The following is an 18048-nucleotide window of genomic DNA, read 5'->3' as shown; positions in this document are numbered from 1 at the left end:
CTCCGGCTCACGGGGCCGGAGCCGGCTCCGGCGCTGGCTTCGCGAAGCGGCGGAAGAAGCTGTCGTCGTTCCAGTACGGCCGGCCGGGGGCGTCCGACACCGCGTTCGTCAGCGCGGTCAGGAAGGTGATGAAGCGCGCGGCGCCCTCGTGGTCCACGGGCTGCTGCGTCAGGTCATCCGACGGCGCGTGGTAGCGCTCGGCCAGCCACTGCTTGAACACCTTCTGCTCCTCCGAATCCGGCGTGTAGCCGAACTTGAAGAACAGCGCGGGCACGCCTTCACGGATGAACGAGTACTGATCGCTGCGCACGAACAGGTTGCGGTCCGGCTCCGGATCCGGGAGCACCTGCACGTCCAGCTTCGCCGCCACCTCCGCCAGCGGCACCGCGAGCGAGGACTCGTCCTTGCCGTGCGCCACCACGGAGGTGAACGGCCAGTGGGGCATGAACATGTCCAGGTTGAAGTCCGCCACGATGGAGCTGATGGGCACCGGCGGCCGGGACGCGAAGTACTTCGACCCCAAGAGCCCCTTCTCCTCCCCCGTCACCAGCGCGAACACCACCGAGCGCTTCGGCTTCTCCGGCTGATCATGCAGCCGCCGCGCGACCTCCAGCACCGCCGCCACGCCGGACGCGTTGTCCATGGCGCCGTTGTAGATGCGGTCCCCCTTCACCGGCTCCCCCACCCCCACGTGGTCCAGGTGCGCGCTGAGCACCACGTACTCCTTCGCGAGCACCGGATCCGCGCCCGGCATCACGCCCACCACGTTCATGGACTTGAGCGGCTTCACGTCGAAGGCCAGCTTCGCCTTCATGCGCAGCGGCAGGTCGAACTTCGGCAGCGGCTTGTCCGCGTTGGCCAGCGCCACCAGTTCCTCGTAGGTGTGCGGCGCGCCCTCCAGCCACTTCTGCGACTGCGCCACGTTCGCCACCACCGCGACCTTCAACCCGCGAGACTCGTTGAGCGACGGATCCGCGAACACCACCGTGGGGCTCTTGCTGGAGCCCACCATGCGCTCCCACGGCAGCTCCAGCAGCTTCGGGTTCTGGAGGTACACGACGCCCACGGCCCCCGCCGCCTTGAGCACCTTCAGCCGCTCCTCCCACGAGGAGAAGTGCGACTTCACCGGCCCGGGGACGTTCCCCGGCCCGCCCTGGAGCAGCACCACCACCTTGCCCTTCAGGTCCAGGCCCGCGTAGTCGTCGTGGCCCAGCTCCGGGATGGACAGGCCGTAGCCCACGAACACCAGCGGCGCTTCCACGGTGCCGTTGTCGCCCTGCCGCGAGGACAGCACGACGTCCTCGCCCTGCACCAGCGGCAGTGTCTTGCCGTCCTTCACCAGCGCGACGCTGGACTTCGACTCGATGAGGCGCCGCGACTGCAGCGCCATGGGCTGCAGGAAGCCCGTCTTCAGCATCGGCTTCACGCCCAGCGCGGCCAGCTCCTTGGACACGTAGCCGGCGGCCGTCGCGTAGCCCTTGCTGCCCGTGTCGCGCCCCTCCATCGCGTCACTGGCCAGCACCTCCACGTGTTTCCACCAGCGGTCTTCGCCAACCTGGGGCTTGGATGCGGGAGCCTCCGCGGCGAAGACCCCGGAGGAGACGAACAGCGCGAGCGTGGCGGCGGACGAGACCCGTTTCATGCCCCGGAGCATCCAGGGCGAGGCGGGAGCATGCAACCGGGATCAGGCCTGCACGCCCAACCGCCGGCCGCGCAGCTCCGACAGGGTGCGCGCGTCCAGCAGCACCGCGGACTTCTCCTGCGGGGACAGGGGCTCCACCCCGCCCGCCAGCAGCTTGCGCCGGGCGGAGGCCAGCGCCGCGGGGACGCTCGCCGCCGGGTGGGACTCCAGCAGCGCCAGGTGCAGCGCGTGCGCGCGAGGGTCGGAGAGCACGTGATCCAACGCGTCGTCCACCGGCTCCATCCCCTCCTCCGCCAGCTCCTGCGCGCGCACCAGCACGGTGGGCGGCTCGGCCTCCTCGGGAATGAGGAGCAGGCCCTTCCGCTGCAGCCACAGGCCCAGCGACGCGCGGGAGGTGAAGACGGAGATGGCCGGGGCGAGCCACAGCCCCACGATGACCGGCGACAGCCACGCCAGCATCCCGGGCGCCACCGCGACCGTCAGCGCCGCGAGCACCACGCCAATCACCATGTGCCACTTGTGCCGGCGCAGCGCCTCCGACCACGGCAGGTCCGTGTCCTCGCGCTGCTGGCTGGACCAGTTCACCTTGTAGCCAAACAGCGTCCCGAACACGAAGTGCGACTGGAAGAGCATCATCACCGGCGCCATCAGCGTGGACACCACGCCCTCCAGCATCACGCTCAGCACCAGCTTGAAGCGGCCGCCCATCCGCGTGGCCTCCTCGCGGTTCGCGAGCAGCAGGCCCAGGCCCATCAGCCGGGGGATCCACAGGAGCGCCAGCGACAGCGCCATCAGCCGCAGCGCGCCCACCGTGTCGAACGCGTCTCCGCCCGGCAGCGTGGACTGGAAGTCCAGCAGCGTCGCGGGCGCGAAGAACCACTCGTGCAGCGCGGCGAACAGGCCCGCCACCAGGAAGATGAGCCACAGGGGCGACGCCACGTAGGACATCACGCCCATGAGGAAGTGCATCCGGCTCATCGGGTGCAGGCCACCCGCCATCACCAGCCCCAGGTGCTGGAGGTTGCCCTGGCACCAGCGGCGGTCGCGCTGCGCGTACGCGAGCAGGTCCGGCGGCGGCTGCTCGTAGCTGCCGCCCAGCTCCGGCACCAGCCACACCGTGTAGCCGGCGCGCCGCATCAGCGCGGCCTCCACGAAGTCGTGGCTGAGGATGTGGCCGCCGAACGGCTGCTGGCCCGGCAGCACCGGCAGGCCGCAGTGCTCGATGAAGGGCGCCATGCGCAGGATGGCGTTGTGGCCCCAGTAGTTGGAGTCCCCCAGCTGCCACGCCGCCGCGCCCGCGGCCACGATGGGGCCATAGACGCGCCCGGCGAACTGCTGCAGCCGCGCGAACAGCGTGGAGCGCCCCACGTTCTGCGGCGGCACCTGGAGGATGCCCGCGCCCGGGTTCAGCTCCATCAGCCGCGCCATCCGCACCACGCTGTCGCCCGCCATCAGGCTGTCGGCGTCCAGCACCAGGAGGAAGTCGTAGCGGCGGCCCCAGCGCTCACAGAACTCCGCCAGGTTGCCCGCCTTCTTGGCCGTGTTGTCGGAGCGGCGGCGGTAGAAGATGCGCCCCTGCCCGCCCACCCGGCGGCACAGCTCCGACCACGCCAGCTCCTCCGCCACCCACGACTCCGCCCGCGTGGAGTCACTCAGCACGTAGAAGTCGAACGCGTCCAGCTGCCCCGTCGCGGCGATGGACTCATACGTCGCCTGCACGTGCGCGAACACGGCGGCCGGGTCCTCGTTGTAGACGGGCATCACCACCGCGGTGCGCCGCGTGAGCGGACGGGCCGCCTCCTCCTCGGTGGGCCAGCGCAGCCCCGGCACCCGCTGGTTCGCCACCAGCTGGATGAAGCCGGCAACGCCGCTCCAGAACGACAGGGCGATCCACGCGAAGCACACCGCGAACAGCCCCAGCACGAACAGCTCCGGCACCGTGGTGCCGTGGGCCGCGAGCAGCCGGTGCATCTCCACGCAGGCGAACCCCGTGGACAGGGCCGCAAGGCCCAGCACCATCACGCGGCGGGGCCGCGCCAGGGCCGGAGTGTAGGGTTGGGCGTTCATGCGGACTCCGGGCTCCCGTGCGGCTTCGCTGTGTGTGAGGTGCGCGCCTAGCGCGACGGCGACACGCCCGCCTGGCCGGCGGCCGGACGCAGCCAGCGGCGCAGCGTGTCCATGAAGGGATTGAGCACGAGCACCTGCTCGCGCATCTGGCAGGGCACCTCCGCCGGGGCGGACATGGGCACTGCTTCACACACCGCGCGGCGCCACGCCTCCGGCAGCGAGGACGGAGCGCGCATCAGCACGTCCGCGCCCCAGCGCGCGCCGCCCACCAGCACGAACGCGGCCCGGCCGCGCACCATCAGCGACGGCCCCACGTGCGCGGGCCCCAGCACCTCCGCCAGCCAGCCCTCCACCCGCCACCGCGCGAGCGCCAGCGCGGCCTCCGGCGACAGGGACAGCTCACGCGTGCCCAGGACCCAGCCCGCCAGCTTCTCCAGCTCGTTGCGGCCGGTGAAGCCGAAGTCCTGGAAGAAGCTCACCAGCGCGGCGCGGGTGTCCGCGCGGGCTTCCTGGGGCATCGCCGGAGCGAAGGAGATGAACGGGTGCGTGGTCACGGAATCCACAGGTAGCTCCAGGTCTCGGTGAGGGTCTCGGAACCGCGTTTCAGGAAGCAGCGCAGCTCGACGGGGCCTTCTCCGTCGGGCATGAGCTCGAAGGCCGCCCGGAAGCCACCCGTGACGGCGTGGACCTCGGCGCGCGGGTGCAGCACCTGGCCGCGGGAAGCGGTGACGACCGCCTCCACGGGACCGGTGCCTTCCGTGCTGGCCTTCGTGAAATCGAGGACGAAGCGGCGCGCCCCCGGCTTGCTGCCCGCCGCGACACGCGTCGCCGCGACGGTGGAACCTCCGGCCTTCGCGCCCTCGGGGGAGAAGCCCCAGGACAGCCGGTAGGAGAAGCGAAGGTGTGCACCCGCCTGCACCGGTGCATCCGGCACCCAGAAGGCCACGATGTTGTCGTGGATCTCCTCGCGGGTGGGCAGCTCCACGAGCCGCACGGAGCCCGCGCCCCAGTCACCCACCGGCTCCACCCAGGCGCCCGGACGACGCTCGGAGTGCGCCTCCAGATCCTCATAGCTGCTGAACGCCTGGTCGCGCTGCAACAGGCCGAAGCCCGACAGCCCGTCCGTGTGGAAGCTGCTCACCTGGATCTGCTTCGGGTTCTTCAGGGGGCGCCACAGCTTCTCGCCGTTCTTCATCCACACGGAGATGCCGTCGGAGTCGTGCACCTCCGGGCGGAAGTCGTCGAAGTCGCCCCGGTCGTTCTCTCCAAAGAGGAACATGCTGGTGAGCGGCGCCACGCCCAGCTGGCGCACCGCCTTGCGCGCGAACACCGTGGAGTCCACGTCCATCACGGTCCGCTCACCCGGGCGGATGGCGAAGCGGTACGCGCCCGTGACGCTGGGGCTGTCCATCAGCGCGTGCACCACCACCGTGTCCGAGCCCTTCGCCGGCGTCTCCAGCCAGAACTCGCGGAACGTGGGGAACTCCTCGCCCCCCGGCTGCGCCGTGTCGATGGCGAGCCCGCGCGCGGACAGGCCGTACAGGTTGCCCTTGCCCAGCGCGCGGAAGTAGCTGGCGCCCAGGAAGACCACCAGCTCGTCGTAGTAGTCCTTCGTGTTGAGCGGCGCGTTGAGGCGGAAGCCCGCGAAGCCGTTCACCTTGCCCTTGGGCGGATTTCCCACCAGGGGGCCGTAGGTGAACTGCTCCGTGGAGAACGGGACCGGGCGCGCCTTGCCGCCCTCCACCACGTTCACGCCCACCGGACGGGTGTAATAAAAGCCGGGGTGGAAGAACTGCGCCCGGAAGGGCAGCCCCTCTTCACGCCACAGCGACGCCGAGTCGCGGAAGCGGATGTCCCGGTACTGATCGTAGGTGAGCTTCTCGAAGGACGGCGGCACGCCGATGGGCGGCTCCTGGTACGGCTTCGCGGCCAGCGCGCGGGCCTTCTCCTCCACCGTCTGGGCGGAGAATCCGGAGGCCTTCGCCGTCCCCGCCTTCGGCTGCTGGGCACACGCCAGCGCCGCCACGCACAGCCCGAACCCCCAGGCCAGCCCCACCGTCTGTCGCTGCCACCGCTTCAAGTCCCGCTCCTCACCAGGGTCCACCGCCCGCGCCAGTACGGCGCGACGCGGCAAAGGCTAGCAACGGTCATGCCAGTCGGCAGGTGCTGGGGAATTTCCCAATCATTCCAAGGACCTGCCCAAAGTGGGCCTCCGGCAGTTCCTTGCTACTCCAATGATTCCGGCGGCTTGAGAGGGGGCCGAGAGAGGGGGCTGGCGGTGCCTGGATTGGGGGGTTGTGGACGATGGGGACAGGCGGCCAACAGCCCTGTCCGAAATCTCCACAGCGGCCGGGGGCAGGCGGGCGGGGAGGATTTCCCGGGACATTGCCTCCCGTTGCAGGCAGTGTGGCCGGACCCTGGGCGGCACCGGGAATCGTTCCGGAGGCTCAGGGGTTCCAAGTCGTTCGCAGGTGCCTCGGGCCGTTGATTGGCCTGACCGCGTACCGCCAGGCGCCCCCGCAATACCGCGAGAGGGTGCGCTGCGCGGTCGGTCCCCCGCCTGAGGGGGAGTGCGCCGACCCATCTCATACGGAATTTCATGACTTTCGACGAACTGCAGTTGACCGATTCACTCCTCAAGGCCGTCAAGGCGGAGGGCTACACCACGCCGACGCCCATCCAGGCGAAGGCGATTCCCCATGCCCTGGCGGGCAAGGACGTGCTGGGCGTGGCCCAGACGGGCACGGGCAAGACGGCGGCGTTCGCGCTGCCCATCCTCCAGCGTCTGTCGGCGAAGGCGCCCGCGGGCGGCGCGCGTCCGGTGCGCTGCCTGGTGCTGACGCCCACGCGTGAGCTGGCCAGCCAGGTGAGTGACAGCTTCGTCACCTACGGCAAGAACCTGCCCCTGCGCCACGCGGTGGTGTTCGGCGGCGTGGGCCAGAATCCGCAGGTCCAGGCGCTGCGCCAGGGCGTGGACATCCTGGTGGCGACGCCGGGACGCCTGCTGGATCTCATCGACCAGGGGTTCGTGACCCTGCGCGCGCTGGAAGTGTTCGTGCTGGACGAGGCGGACCGCATGCTGGACATGGGGTTCATCCACGACGTGCGGCGGGTCATCAAGGTGCTGCCGCAGGTGCGCCAGACGCTGTTCTTCAGCGCGACGCTGCCGCCGGACATCATGGACCTGGCGCGCAACATCCTGAAGGATCCGGTGCGTGTGGAGGTGTCGCCCGCGTCCAGCACGGCGGATACCGTGAGCCAGCAGGTGTACTTCGTGGAGCGCGAGGAGAAGCGCGCGCTGCTCACGCACCTGCTCCAGGACGCGAAGGTGATTCCGCGTGCGCTGGTGTTCACGCGCACGAAGCACGGCGCCAACCGAGTGGCCAAGCAGCTGACGGCGGCCGGCGTGCGCGCGGACGCCATCCACGGCAACAAGAGCCAGAACGCCCGTGAGCGCGCGCTGGACGAGTTCCGCGCCGGCACCCTGCGGGTGCTGGTGGCCACGGACATCGCGGCGCGAGGCATCGACATCGACGGGCTGTCGCACGTGTTCAACTACGACCTGCCCAACGTGCCGGAGCAGTACGTGCACCGCATCGGCCGCACGGGCCGCGCGGGCGCCAGCGGCCAGGCCGTGTCCTTCTGCGACTCCGAGGAGCGCGCGTACCTGCGCGACATCGAGCGCACCATCCGCCGCAGCGTGCCGGTGGTGGCGGACGCCGCGTTCCGCTCGCACCTGCCGCCTCCCCTGCCCGGTGACGTGGAGGAAAGCCGTCCTCCGATGAACCGGGGTGGCCGGGGCCAGTCGCGCGGTGGTGGCGGCGGTGGCGGGGGTCAGCGCCGGGGTGGCGGGCAGCGCCGCGACGGTGGCGGCGGGGGTCAGGGCCGTGCGAATGGTGGCCAGTCGCGTCAGGCCAGCGGTGGCGGGAATGCCCAGGCGCCGCGCGGTGGTGGCCAGGGCCGCTCGCAGCAGGCCCGTCCGGCGGTGGCTTCGCCTGCCGCGGGGCCGAGCTCGCCTCCGCCCCGGCGCACGATGTCCAAGTGGGGCTGAGCCCTCGTCCCGGGTAGGGCGCGGCGGTGAGCGCCGCGCTGCTTCCGGGTAGGCAGGGATGGAGTTCATGACGCCCGGGTCCTCTCACGAGGGTCCGGGCGTTCGACTGTCCGGGGTATGGCGGCGGGGGGTTGGGCGCGTTCCCTGCCGGAGGGGGCGTGGTAGCGTGGCGCCGTGTTTCACGGTGGTGCTTCGCACCCCTTTGTCATCAGGACACGCCCTCTTCATGACGCGCTCGGCTGACGGTGAGCTGCACATCGATTCGGTCCTCCGGAATACCTACAAAGTCGTCTCCGTGTTGGGTCGGGGCGGCATGGGTTCGGTGTTCCTGGCCCAGCACCTGCGGCTTCCGGGCAAGCAGGTCGCGGTGAAGGTGCTGCGGGTAGGCGAGCACGTGGGGCCGGACCTCCACGTGCGCTTCCGGCGCGAGGCGGAGATCGCCTCGCGGCTGGGGCACCCGAACATCGTGGAGGTGCTGGACTTCGACACGCTGGAGGACGGCAGTCCGTTCCTGGTGCTGGAGTACCTGCGCGGCGAGAGCCTCGCGGACCGGCTGCGGCGCGGGCGGCTGTCGTTGGAGGAGGTGTTCTCCTTCACGCGGCAGATGGGGTCCGCGCTGCAGACGGCGCACCGCGCGGGCGTCGTGCACCGCGACCTGAAGCCCGCGAACATCTTCCTGGTGCCCACGGACTCCGGCGGCGTGGTGGGCGAGCGGGTGAAGCTGCTCGACTTCGGCATCTCGAAGGTCATGTCGTCGGAGACGCTGCAGACGCAGGAGGCGGTGCTCATCGGCACGCCGCAGTACATGTCGCCGGAGCAGGCGCAGGGGCAGAACAGCCGCATCGACGCGCGGACGGACCTGTTCGCGCTGGGCGGCATCGTGTTCGAGATGATCTCCGGGATGACGCCCTTCGGTGGCGGGTCGCTCGTGCAGATCATCTACCGCGTGGTGCATGAGCCGCCGGTGTCGCTGGCCACGCTGATGCCGGACCTGCCGCCAAACGTCGCGCGGGCGGTGGCGCGGGCGTTGGAGAAGAACCCGGATCACCGCCATCAGGACGTCGCGTCGTTCATCGCGGAGCTCACGGGCACGCAGCTCCAGTCGCTTCCGGAGACCGCGGAGCAGATCGAGGCCCGCACCTTCGGGCGCACGAAGCGACCCTCCGGTGTCGCCCTCCCCTCCGTGGCTCCGAGCGACGATGACGGGACGGGCGCCACGATGGCGCCGTCGAACAAGGGGCTTGGGACGGGCCGCTTTGGCGCGGATGCGTTGGCGGCGTCGGATGACATCGGCTTCGACGCGACGATGGCGCCGCGAGCCAGCGGCACGGTCCCGTTCGGGCAGCAGCCGCAGGTGGCGGGCGGCACGATGGGCTTCGGCGCCACGCAGATGCCCGGGAGCGGCATGGGGAGCTCGGGCGTGGCCCTGCCGGCGCCCGGTGTCCTCGCGCAGTCGCCGGCCAGCTACAGCGGACAGCAGGCCGCCCAGGGTTACGGCACGGGTCAGCACGTCGCTCCGGGCAGCATGGGCGGCCAGCAGGCCGCGCCCGGCAGCATGGGCGGTCAGCAGGTCGTCCCGGGAAGCTACGGTGGCCAGCAGATGGTTCCGGGCAGCTTCGCGGGAGCCGTAGGTCCCCAGGGCCAGCCGCTCGCCCCGGTGAGCGTGTCGGGTCAGCCGGGAATGCCAGGGCCGATGACGATGCCCGCCGCGGTCCCGCCAAAGTCACGCGTGCTTCCCATCGCGGGCGCCGCAGCACTGATCCTCGGTGCCGTGGGACTCGGCTGGTGGCTGCGGCCCGGGCCTCCGCCCATGGGCCCGCCGCCCGTCATGCACGCGGGCCAGGATCACGCGCCCCCGCCACGCGCAGGGCCGCCTCCCGAAGGCCCGCCGCCTGTCATGCACGCGGGCCCGAATCACGTGCCTCCGCCGCCCGTGGGCCCGCCACCCCAGCCTCCACCGCCTGTCGTGGCGCAGAACGATCCACCCCCGCCTGCTCCCACGGAGAATCCTCAGCCCAGGCCTAAGGGCCCCGGCAACACGAAGGAGCCGCAGGGACCGGACTTTGATCCGCCCAACGAATCCTCGCGTACGGCCCTCGCGGAAGCACGCGCGGCGATCCTCGCGGACGATCTGACGACGGCGCTCAGCAGGGCCCGTCGGAGCTACAGCGACGGGCACAACCTCGCCGCCAGCCTGCTGATCACCGAGATCTTCTGCAGGAAGAAGGATCTGGGCGGAGCCCGCGCGCAGTGGGAGCAGCTTCCGGCCAAGCTACGGAAGAAGGCCGAAGCAACGTGCTTGCCGTACGATGTCGACTTGAAGCCTTGAGCAGACACCGCCCGTCCGCATGACCACGGACGGGTGAGGGGGAGACACCAACATGAAATGCATCGTCGCCGTGGCCGTGCTGGCCACCGTTCTAGGCACCCTGCCCGCCCGGGCCGCGCCGCCCGCTCCCGTGGAAGCCGGCAAGGTGTTCGTCGGCCCGCAGGGAGAACTGGTCGCCGTCGTTCCCCTCGCGCCCCGTGAGCAGAAGAAGTTCCTCCTGCGCATCCAGGGCACGGGCTCCGTGCTGGACAACCTGGTCCTCCCCTACACCCTGAAGGACTGGAGCAGCCCCAGCACGCTGCGCCACAACTACACGACCCAGTGGCACGGCAAGGACTACTCGCCGCTCATCGTCGTGGGCAAGAACACGGAGCTGCACTTCCCCGGCGGCCCCGGCAACGGTATCGCCGTCCAGTACGACGAGGCGCGCTCCCAGAAGCTCAAGCCGGAGGAGGTCTACGCCCAGCACCAGCAGCAGACCCAGAGCGGTCAGCTCGCGAAGCTGATGGCCTTCGACCGCAAGGCGGAGGAAACCCTCCACGACACCACCTACGCCGAAGCGCTCCAGGAGCTGAACACCACCTGCGGCACCTCCGTGGCGGGCGCCATCGACTGGACCACCGTCACCGAGCCCTTCCTCAAGGCCCAGAAGATCGCCCGCTACTGCGTCTTCCCCCTCACCGCGCTGAAGTCCCTGTGCGAAGTCTCCGAGGAGGCCCGCGGCACCGTGAAGGCCCGCCTGAAGAAGATGGACTGCCGCTTCGGCGCCACGCTGGAGCCCGCGCTGCAAGGCGACCGCTTCGTGTGGACCACCACTCCGGAGGCGAGCCAGCAGGAGAAGGCCGCCACCCGCTACTTCAAGAAGCACCTCTAGGCCCGCGCACCATGCTCTTCCAACGCATCCTTCCCGTGGCCGTGCTCCTCTCCGCCAGTCCCGCCGCCGCCATCGATCCGCCGTGGGGCAAGGCGGAGAACCTGGGCCAGCGCATGCACCTGGAGGCCACCGCCGTCTGCACCGACGGAAAAGGCCACTACGTTGTCTCCGTGCCGCGCGAGGACACGGACGGGCTGGAGGACCAGCTCTATTACGGCGACGGCAAGTCCCTGGTCGTGGTGCCTCGTGCCCGCTCCCGGAACCTGTCCGCCACCACCTTCCAGGATCCGCGCTTCTTCAACCCCAACGGCACCGCCGACTACGACGGCGTGGATCTGCGCGTGCACTCGCAGCTGAACGTGGACACGAAGGAGCGCACCTGCTCCCTGCGCTGCGGCGAGCGCAAGGTGACGCTGGAGATGCTCCCTGGCGCGCAGGCGCGGGAGCTGCTGCGCAAGGCCACCTACGTGCCCAACCCGCAGAAGTTCGCGCCCCACGCGCTCCTGCGCGACTCGGAGGGCACGTACTACTACGTGGACAAGGGCTTCACGCCCGCGGAGTCCCGCAACTTCCGCGTGTTCATCGGCCCTCGCGGCGACCTGAAGCCCCAGAAGATGACCAACGTGGTCGCGGACTCCGAGGGCGAGATCTTCACGACCAAGAAGGGCCAGCTGCGGCTCGTCATCGACCGCGCGCAGAAGCCCATCTGGATCGAGAAGGCGCGCAAGGAGGTGGAGCTGCGCAACGTCCCCGTGGAGCAGAACCTGCCCCTCATCTACAACGAGCTGGGCGTCTACACGGGCATCCGGCTGGGTACGCCCTGCGACGACCAGTAGCGGGCGGTCCCGCTAGACGCGCACCAGCAACGCCATCTGGTGCGCGCCAATGCCCAGGCCGACCATCACCAGGTACTTCGTGCGCAGCTCGCGGCGGAAGCGGGCCAGCGTCACCGGCATGGACGCGTGCACCATGTTCCCGTACTCCTCGAAGGTGTCCAGGTACTCGCGCGGACGGATCTCCTGCGCCCAGTGGTCCATCAGCTTGCGCGTGGCCTGGTGGGAGATGAGCGTCACGTCCTCGCGCGCCACGCCGTGCTTCGTGAGCAGCCTCTCCACCAGCCGGGGCGGCCCGTTCATCCCCGACTGCAGGAACGCCTTCACGCCCGCCGCGGGGGCGATGCCATAGGTTGGGTACGCGAGGCCGGACTCCGGCCGCGAGCCCATCATCATCGCGCCGTATTCGTCGCTGAAGGTGTCCGCGCCCCAGTCCACCAGCGTGAGCCCTTCACCCGCGCCCACCACCACCGCGCCCGCCCCGTCACCAATGCCAATGGCGTGGCCCTGCGTGTAGTCCACGTTGCGGGTCCACGCGGAGCCCACCGCCACCAACGCGTGCCGGAGCGTGCCCGCGCGCAGGGCCTCCCAGGCCAGCACCACGCCCATCAGGAAGTTGGCGAAGTCCGCGTTCACCGGCACCACCAGCGCGCCCTGTGACAGGCCCAGCTCCCGGTGCACCGCGTACAGCTCGTTCGGCGCGATGAACTCCGACACCGACACGTAGCCGTACAGCCGCTCCACGTCCGCGGCCGTCAGCCCCGCGTCCTGGAGCGCGGCGGCGCCCGCCTTCGCGGTGAGCGCGGCCAGGGACTCGCCCGGGCCCAGCACCCGGCGCTCGCGGTTGCCGTAGAAGAGCGCGTGCTCCCCGCCGCTTCCGGCGGCGCGGCGCAGGGGCTCGAACAGCGGGTCGTCGTTGCCGCGAACCTGCTCCGGGACAGCGGCGCCGACTCCCAGGAGCGCGAAGGTCGCGGCGGTCATGGAGGCTACTTCGCGTCCGACGCCACCGCGGCGAAGCGGTCGCCGTACGGCGGAACCTCGCGGTAGTCGATGTGGGCGACGATGACCTGCGGCTGGCCGGTCTCGTCCGCGCGGCGCAGCACTTCCGGCAGCAGCGCGTCCAACTGGCCGGGGCCGTTCACCGTGTAGGCGCGCGCGCCCAGCGACTCGGAGAAGGCCTTCAGATCCGGGTTGCCCAGGCCGTAGAAGTCATCCTCCAGCGGCTGCGTGCGGTCCTGCACGTGCTCGCCGTGGTTCACCATGCCCAGGAAGTTGTCGTTGAGGACGATGGTCACCGTGCCCACGCGGTAGCGCGACGCGGTGATCATCTCCGTGCCGTTCATCAGGAACGCGCCGTCGCCGACGATGGCCACCGCCGCGCGGTCCGGCCGGCCCACCTTGCCGCCGATGACGGCGCCGCAGGACCAGCCCATGGACGACAGGCCGCACGGGTAGAAGATGCGCGCGGGGGGCGTGATGTGCAGCAGGTGCGACGTCCAACCCGTGCAGTTGCCCATGTCGATGTACAGGTCCATGTCCGGGCTCAGGTGCTTGTCGAGCTCCGCCATCAGGTCCTGCGGCTTCACCGAGTCCCGGTCCTGCGGGGTGCGGATGACGGGCGCGGGCTCCGTCAGCGCCATCACCTGCGCCCAGCGCTCCTGCACGCGCGCGCCGCTGGACGGGCCAATCATCTGCCCCAGCTCCGCCAGGCCCGTCATCACCGAACCCACGTCCGCCACGATGGGCAGCCGCACCGGCAGGAACTGACCGATGTTGGAGGCGTTCACGTCCACCTGGATGACGTGGTGGATGGCCTGGAAGTAGCGGTGGAAGCTGCGGGAGGCCCACTCACCCAGGCGGCTGCCCAGCACGAGCATCACGTCCACGCCGTCGCGCAGGTACGCCTCGGCGCGCTTGCTGCCGGCCAGGCCCAGCACGCCCAGCGACAGCGCCTCGCGCTCGGAGAACAGCCCCTTGCCGCGCATGCTGGTGGCCACCGGGATGCCGTGCTGGGTGACGAACGCGGTGAACGTCTCGGCGTGCTCCGCCATCGCCTCGCGGGCGCCAGCGCCCAGGAAGATGAGCGGGCGGCGCGCGGTGCGCAGCAGCGTGAAGGCGGCGCGCAGGTCCTCGAAGGGCGCGGTCGCCGGACGCGCGCGGAAGGCGCCGCGCGTGGTGGGAACGGAGGCGCGGTGGATGGGCTGGCGCGCGATGTTGGCCGGCACGCTCAGGTGCGCGGCGCCGCCGGGCAGGCCCTGCGCGGTGCGCAGCGAACGCGCCAACAGCCGCTGGAAGCTCTGCGCGTCCGGAACGATCGTGGAGCTGGCGCACGCCTGGCGGAACATCTCCACCGTGTTCACGCCGTGGGTGCTGCTGCTCTCCTGGATGGCCATCAGGCCCACGCGGTCCGTGGCGATGTTGCCGCTGATGGCCAGCAGGGGCACGCCGTCCAGGTGCGCGGAGGCCACGCCCGTCAGCGCGTTGGTGGCACCCGGGCCCGCCGTCACCATGCACACGCCCAGCTTGCCGGTGGCGCGCGCGTAGCCGTCCGCCATGAACGCCGCGCCACCCTCGTGCGACGCGATGATGAAGCGCATGGAGGCGTGCTTGCGCAGCGCCTGCTGGAACGGGGCGATGTTGCCGCCAGGGACGCCGAACACCGCGTCCACCTCCTCCGCCTCCAGGTGCGCGATCACGCAGTCGGCGACCGAGATGTCCTCCACCGTCTTGAAGCCCCGCGCATTCACGTCCCCGTACATCGGGATCGGATCGCCGTGACGCGCCTCCATCACGTTCGTCTTCCCCGGGGTCGGCGTCTCGTGCCGGAGTGCCTCGACGGGCACCTCGTTCCGCAGGGTGTTCGACGTGACCGCCTGGAGCTCAGCGAGCGAGGAGTTGGACATTGAAGGACGTCTCCAAGGCCCCGGAACCCGTGAGGTTCGACGCAGCTACCGCGTCGACTCGCTGCCACCGAGTCCGGGGGGACCTCGATGCGTGTGACAGTATTGCGGGGATGCTGGAAAACTGCATCCCCTTAATAGCGGAGAAGCGAGCGAGTGTGAAGTAAAAATAGTGGAAAGTTCGCCTGACGCTGGATTCTCACACTCCGACACGAGTACCACGTTTACCCGGGGACGTCTCCATCTTCACGGGGAGGACGTGGCTCGCGCGCGTACGCAGGTGCAGCAGGAGTGGATCCACTCACGTGCCGACTGGAGTAGGCTCGTGGGCGCGCTGCCATCCAGCCGGAGTTGCACGGGAATGGCGCGTGCACCACAAAATCAACGTGGGGGTTTCATGGCTGAGAATCTGAGGACGGAGTACGGCTTCCGGCTCAATGCGCCGGGCTACATCACCCCCGCCGAGGCCAAGGTCTGGTTCGAGGACCTTCGCGCCAAGGTGGCGATCAAGCGTGGGCGGCCCTTCGGACTGATGGTGGACATCCGCGGCCAGAAGGCGAACCCGCCGGAGACCCAGGAGATCATCAAGCAGGCCATGGGCTGGCTCCGGCAGAACGGCATGGTGCGCTCGGCGGTGGTGCTCGACAGCACCGTGGCCCGCCTGATGATGGTGCGCATGGCCAAGCAGAGCGGCGTGTACGAGTGGGAGCGCTACATCGACGCGTCCAAGGACTCCGATTGGGAGCACAAGGCGATCGACTGGATCACGAACGCCATGGAGCCCTCGAAGGAAGAGGACGCGGCGGCCTGACGTCCTTCCCCGGGTGATGGCGGTGGAAGCCTCCTTCCGGTAGAGGCCCACCGCCTCCCCAGCCCGTTCGCGGGCACGGTCCCCCCTCTACCTGCCAGGTCCTGTCCGTGATTCCCGGGTCCCCGCGGACGCCAGGCTGGTTCAGGGCGGTCCTGTTCCTCCTCGCCGGATTCCTGGGGCTGCGCTGCGCCGCTCCGTCACAGTCGCGTGACAACGCGCGTGCGAGCACCTCCCTGTCAGTGGTTTCCTCCCCTGCCCCTACGGCGAAGGTGCTGCGGGTGCGTGTGTACGCGGACGTGGACCACCGTGCGCGGGGGCTCCATTGGGAGCGGGGCGTCGCCGGATGGCTCCAGCGCGCGAGCGAGTCGGTGCGCGGCCCCCTGGGCATCACGTTCGAGCTGGAGTCCGCGCGGGCATGGGAGCGGCGCGGCTCGGACGGTCCGCTGGAGCCGGTGCTGGACGCGTTGGAGGAAGTGGACGCGGGCGAGGACGTGGACCTCGTCGTGGGCCTGGTGGCGGCGCCGGCGACGTTCAGCGGCGCGCAGCACGAGCTGGGCTTCGCGCGCGTGCTGGGGCGGCACTGCGTACTGCGCGGCCTGGGCGGAGCGCTGCCGGTGGAGGCGCGGCAGCGGCTGGAGGTGGCGGTCCTGCTGCACGAGTGGGCCCATACCCTGGGCGCGCCGCACGTGCGCGACGGACGCGGATGGATGTCGCCGAAGTACGACACGGGCCAGACGGGGTTCGATGCGCGGACACTCGCGCTGCTGGGCGCGGGGCTGAGGCACCTGCCCGGGGCGCGCGTGGAGCTGGAGGCGCAGAAGGCCTGGGCCCGGGAGCTGCGCGTGGCGGTGGAGGCCATGGCGGGCCCGGCCTGGGAAGGGCCCGAGCGGGACTTCCTCCTCGAATGGACGGAGCGGGTGCGCGCCTCCAGTGTCGTGCTGGGGCCGGAGGGCACGCCCCGTTCGCTGACACCGCTGGAGCGGCAGCGGCTGGCGGAGGTCATCGCCCTGGAGAAGGCGGGCCAGCCGGAGGTGGCCGCGGAGGCCCTGGAGCCGCTGGCCGTGCGGCATCCCCAGAACGAACGCGTGCAGTTGCTGGCGTGCTACCTCGCCGTGCACCTCACTCCGGGACTGGACGCCACGCGTGAGCGCTGCGAGCGGGCCATCACGCGCTTTCCCCGCGAGCCCTCGCTGCGCATGAACGTCGCGCTGCTCCACCTGCACGCGGGCCGCTTCGACGAGGCCCGGGACAGCCTGGTGGCGGCGAGGACGAACCTGGAGGCCCGCGCGGACGTGGAGCCCGGCCAGTGGGCGGACCTTGCGGGCCTCTTCCTCCGCGCCCACTGCGTGACGTGGGCGGAGGAGACCGCGGCCCGGGCACAGGGGCTGGCGGCTTCCGCGGCCGTGCTGGAACAGGCGTCCCGTCTCCGCAGACAGGTGGCGCTGCCGGCCCGGTCCGAGGCGAGCACCGCTGCCGTCGATCCCGCGCGGGAGGGAGCCCTGGTGCGCGCGGTGTCCGATGTCGAGGCGCTGCTGCATGCCGGCTCCTCGGGGCCCGCGCGTGAGCGCATCGCCGCGCTGGCTCGGGCGTATCCGGCGAGCCCCTCCGTCACGCTGCTGCAATGCGAGCTGCACCTGCTCCAGGGGCGCCTGGGCTCCGCGCGCACCGCCTGTGAGCGGGTGCTCGCGTTCCGGGAGGATGCGGTGCAGGCGCACCTGCTGCTCGGCGTGCTGGCGACGAACACCCGTGCGCATGCGCGTGCGCGCAAGCACCTGGAGCGGGTCATCGCCCTGGAGCCTTCGCGCACGGAGGCGTGGCACCTGCTCGCGCGCGAGTACCGGGGCACCCGCCAGCTGAAGACGCTCCAGGCGCGCTACCGCGAGCAGTTCGCGCGCGACCTGCCGTGAGGCCTACGTCGCGACGGACGCGCGCCAGGCGTCCTCGAGCAGCGCGAGCAGGATGATGTCGTTGAACCCGCCCCCGTTCCCGTCGGCCTGGTAGCCGCGCATCACGCCTTCCTGCTGGAAGCCCGTGCGCGTCAGCGCCTTGTACGACGCGCTGTTACGAACGTTCACCATGCCCTCGATGCGGTGCAGGTTCAGGTGCTCGAAGCCGAAGCGGATCAGCGCGGGCAGGACGCCCGTCATCACGCCCTGCCCCCACAGGGAGCGCGCCACCATGTAGCCCACCTCCGCGCGGCGGTCCTTCTGGCTCCAGTTGAAGAGGGTCAGGTAGCCCAGGGGCGTCGGCTCCTCTTCCTTCGACAACACCCAACGGATGCCCTTGCCCAGGCGCATCGCCTCCAGGTCGCCGGTCAGCTTCTGGTGCAGCGTCTCCCGCAGCACGGGCACCGTGAAGTTCAGGCTCCGCGCCACCTCCGGATGCGAGTACAGCGCGATGACGCCGTCCATGTCCTCGGGAGTGAAGACGCGCATCCGGAACGGCGCGGGAACGACGGGCAGCGGCAGCGTGACGTAGGACATGGACATCCGGTGCAGGCCCCCTGCGGTAGGGACGGGAGCACCCTACCGGGTGAGCGCC

Annotated in this window: 13 protein-coding genes; 6 read left to right on the top strand and 7 right to left on the bottom strand. The window is 70.6% G+C overall.

Features of this window, described 5'->3' with window-relative positions:
* Positions 1-7 precede the first annotated feature (7 nt).
* Genes D7X30_RS11500 through D7X30_RS11485 form a run of 4 tightly spaced genes read right to left on the bottom strand, consistent with a single transcriptional unit; the run spans position 8 to position 5789 of the window.
* Positions 8-1642: a M28 family metallopeptidase gene (locus D7X30_RS11500; RefSeq protein ID WP_120562935.1), complete on the bottom strand. Its 1635-nt coding sequence runs from the start codon at positions 1640-1642 to the stop codon at positions 8-10.
* 42 nt (positions 1643-1684) lie between these two features.
* Positions 1685-3709 (bottom strand): glucans biosynthesis glucosyltransferase MdoH, encoded by a 2025-nt coding sequence (mdoH, locus tag D7X30_RS11495; protein ID WP_120562934.1) that lies wholly within the window; start codon positions 3707-3709, stop codon positions 1685-1687.
* A 47-nt stretch (positions 3710-3756) separates the two neighbouring features.
* Positions 3757-4272: a hypothetical protein gene (locus tag D7X30_RS11490; protein WP_120562933.1), complete on the bottom strand. Its 516-nt coding sequence runs from the start codon at positions 4270-4272 to the stop codon at positions 3757-3759.
* On the bottom strand, positions 4260-5789 hold the full coding sequence (locus D7X30_RS11485) for a glucan biosynthesis protein (protein ID WP_120562932.1): 1530 nt from the start codon (positions 5787-5789) through the stop codon (positions 4260-4262). The genes D7X30_RS11490 and D7X30_RS11485 overlap by 13 nt, the downstream gene beginning before the upstream one ends.
* 519 nt (positions 5790-6308) lie before the next feature.
* Here D7X30_RS11485 and D7X30_RS11480 point away from each other — a divergent pair.
* From D7X30_RS11480 to D7X30_RS11465, 4 genes are all read left to right on the top strand, one after another.
* Complete coding sequence (locus tag D7X30_RS11480; protein ID WP_120562931.1) at positions 6309-7760, top strand: DEAD/DEAH box helicase; 1452 nt, start codon at positions 6309-6311, stop codon at positions 7758-7760.
* 226 nt (positions 7761-7986) lie between these two features.
* A complete protein-coding gene (locus D7X30_RS43590; protein ID WP_120562930.1) occupies positions 7987-10089 on the top strand; it encodes a serine/threonine-protein kinase in 2103 nt (700 codons plus the stop codon).
* 52 nt (positions 10090-10141) lie between these two features.
* Positions 10142-10963, top strand: coding sequence for a hypothetical protein (locus D7X30_RS11470; RefSeq protein ID WP_120562929.1), 822 nt, complete (start codon positions 10142-10144; stop codon positions 10961-10963).
* A gap of 11 nt (positions 10964-10974) precedes the next feature.
* Complete coding sequence (locus D7X30_RS11465; RefSeq protein ID WP_120562928.1) at positions 10975-11799, top strand: hypothetical protein; 825 nt, start codon at positions 10975-10977, stop codon at positions 11797-11799.
* 12 nt (positions 11800-11811) lie between these two features.
* On the opposite strand, the gene D7X30_RS11460 is transcribed toward D7X30_RS11465, so the two are convergent.
* On the bottom strand, positions 11812-12777 hold the full coding sequence (locus D7X30_RS11460) for a 3-oxoacyl-[acyl-carrier-protein] synthase III C-terminal domain-containing protein (protein ID WP_120562927.1): 966 nt from the start codon (positions 12775-12777) through the stop codon (positions 11812-11814).
* A gap of 5 nt (positions 12778-12782) precedes the next feature.
* Positions 12783-14699, bottom strand: a complete 1917-nt coding sequence (locus tag D7X30_RS11455; protein ID WP_120562926.1) for a thiamine pyrophosphate-binding protein — start codon at positions 14697-14699, stop codon at positions 12783-12785.
* Positions 14700-15093: 394 nt separating this feature from the next.
* On the opposite strand from D7X30_RS11455, the gene D7X30_RS11450 reads away from it, so the two are divergent.
* Positions 15094-15507 carry a hypothetical protein gene (locus D7X30_RS11450; protein WP_120562925.1) on the top strand — a complete coding sequence of 138 codons (414 nt, stop codon included), beginning with the start codon at positions 15094-15096 and terminating at the stop codon, positions 15505-15507.
* A gap of 239 nt (positions 15508-15746) precedes the next feature.
* A complete protein-coding gene (locus D7X30_RS11445) occupies positions 15747-17414 on the top strand; it encodes a tetratricopeptide repeat protein (RefSeq protein ID WP_147443168.1) in 1668 nt (555 codons plus the stop codon).
* A 3-nt stretch (positions 17415-17417) separates the two neighbouring features.
* Here D7X30_RS11445 and D7X30_RS11440 read toward each other — a convergent pair whose 3' ends face one another.
* Positions 17418-17996, bottom strand: a complete 579-nt coding sequence (locus tag D7X30_RS11440; protein WP_120562923.1) for a GNAT family N-acetyltransferase — start codon at positions 17994-17996, stop codon at positions 17418-17420.
* Positions 17997-18048: the final 52 nt, after the last annotated feature.

This window comes from Corallococcus sp. AB011P (genome assembly GCF_003611605.1).
Lineage (GTDB): Bacteria > Myxococcota > Myxococcia > Myxococcales > Myxococcaceae > Corallococcus > Corallococcus coralloides.
This window is presented reverse-complemented; position numbering and strand designations above follow the sequence as displayed.

Excerpts from the sequence above, each read along its gene's own strand:
- D7X30_RS43590 (WP_120562930.1), top strand. The coding sequence starts at position 7,987 with ATGACGCGCTCGGCTGACGGTGAGCTGCACATCGATTCGGTCCTCCGG.
- D7X30_RS11470 (WP_120562929.1), top strand. The coding sequence starts at position 10,142 with ATGAAATGCATCGTCGCCGTGGCCGTGCTGGCCACCGTTCTAGGCACC.
- D7X30_RS11460 (WP_120562927.1), bottom strand. The coding sequence starts at position 12,777 with ATGACCGCCGCGACCTTCGCGCTCCTGGGAGTCGGCGCCGCTGTCCCG.
- D7X30_RS11480 (WP_120562931.1), top strand. The coding sequence starts at position 6,309 with ATGACTTTCGACGAACTGCAGTTGACCGATTCACTCCTCAAGGCCGTC.
- D7X30_RS11455 (WP_120562926.1), bottom strand. The coding sequence starts at position 14,699 with ATGTCCAACTCCTCGCTCGCTGAGCTCCAGGCGGTCACGTCGAACACC.
- D7X30_RS11465 (WP_120562928.1), top strand. The coding sequence starts at position 10,975 with ATGCTCTTCCAACGCATCCTTCCCGTGGCCGTGCTCCTCTCCGCCAGT.
- D7X30_RS11440 (WP_120562923.1), bottom strand. The coding sequence starts at position 17,996 with ATGTCCATGTCCTACGTCACGCTGCCGCTGCCCGTCGTTCCCGCGCCG.
- mdoH (WP_120562934.1), bottom strand. The coding sequence starts at position 3,709 with ATGAACGCCCAACCCTACACTCCGGCCCTGGCGCGGCCCCGCCGCGTG.
- D7X30_RS11450 (WP_120562925.1), top strand. The coding sequence starts at position 15,094 with ATGGCTGAGAATCTGAGGACGGAGTACGGCTTCCGGCTCAATGCGCCG.
- D7X30_RS11500 (WP_120562935.1), bottom strand. The coding sequence starts at position 1,642 with ATGAAACGGGTCTCGTCCGCCGCCACGCTCGCGCTGTTCGTCTCCTCC.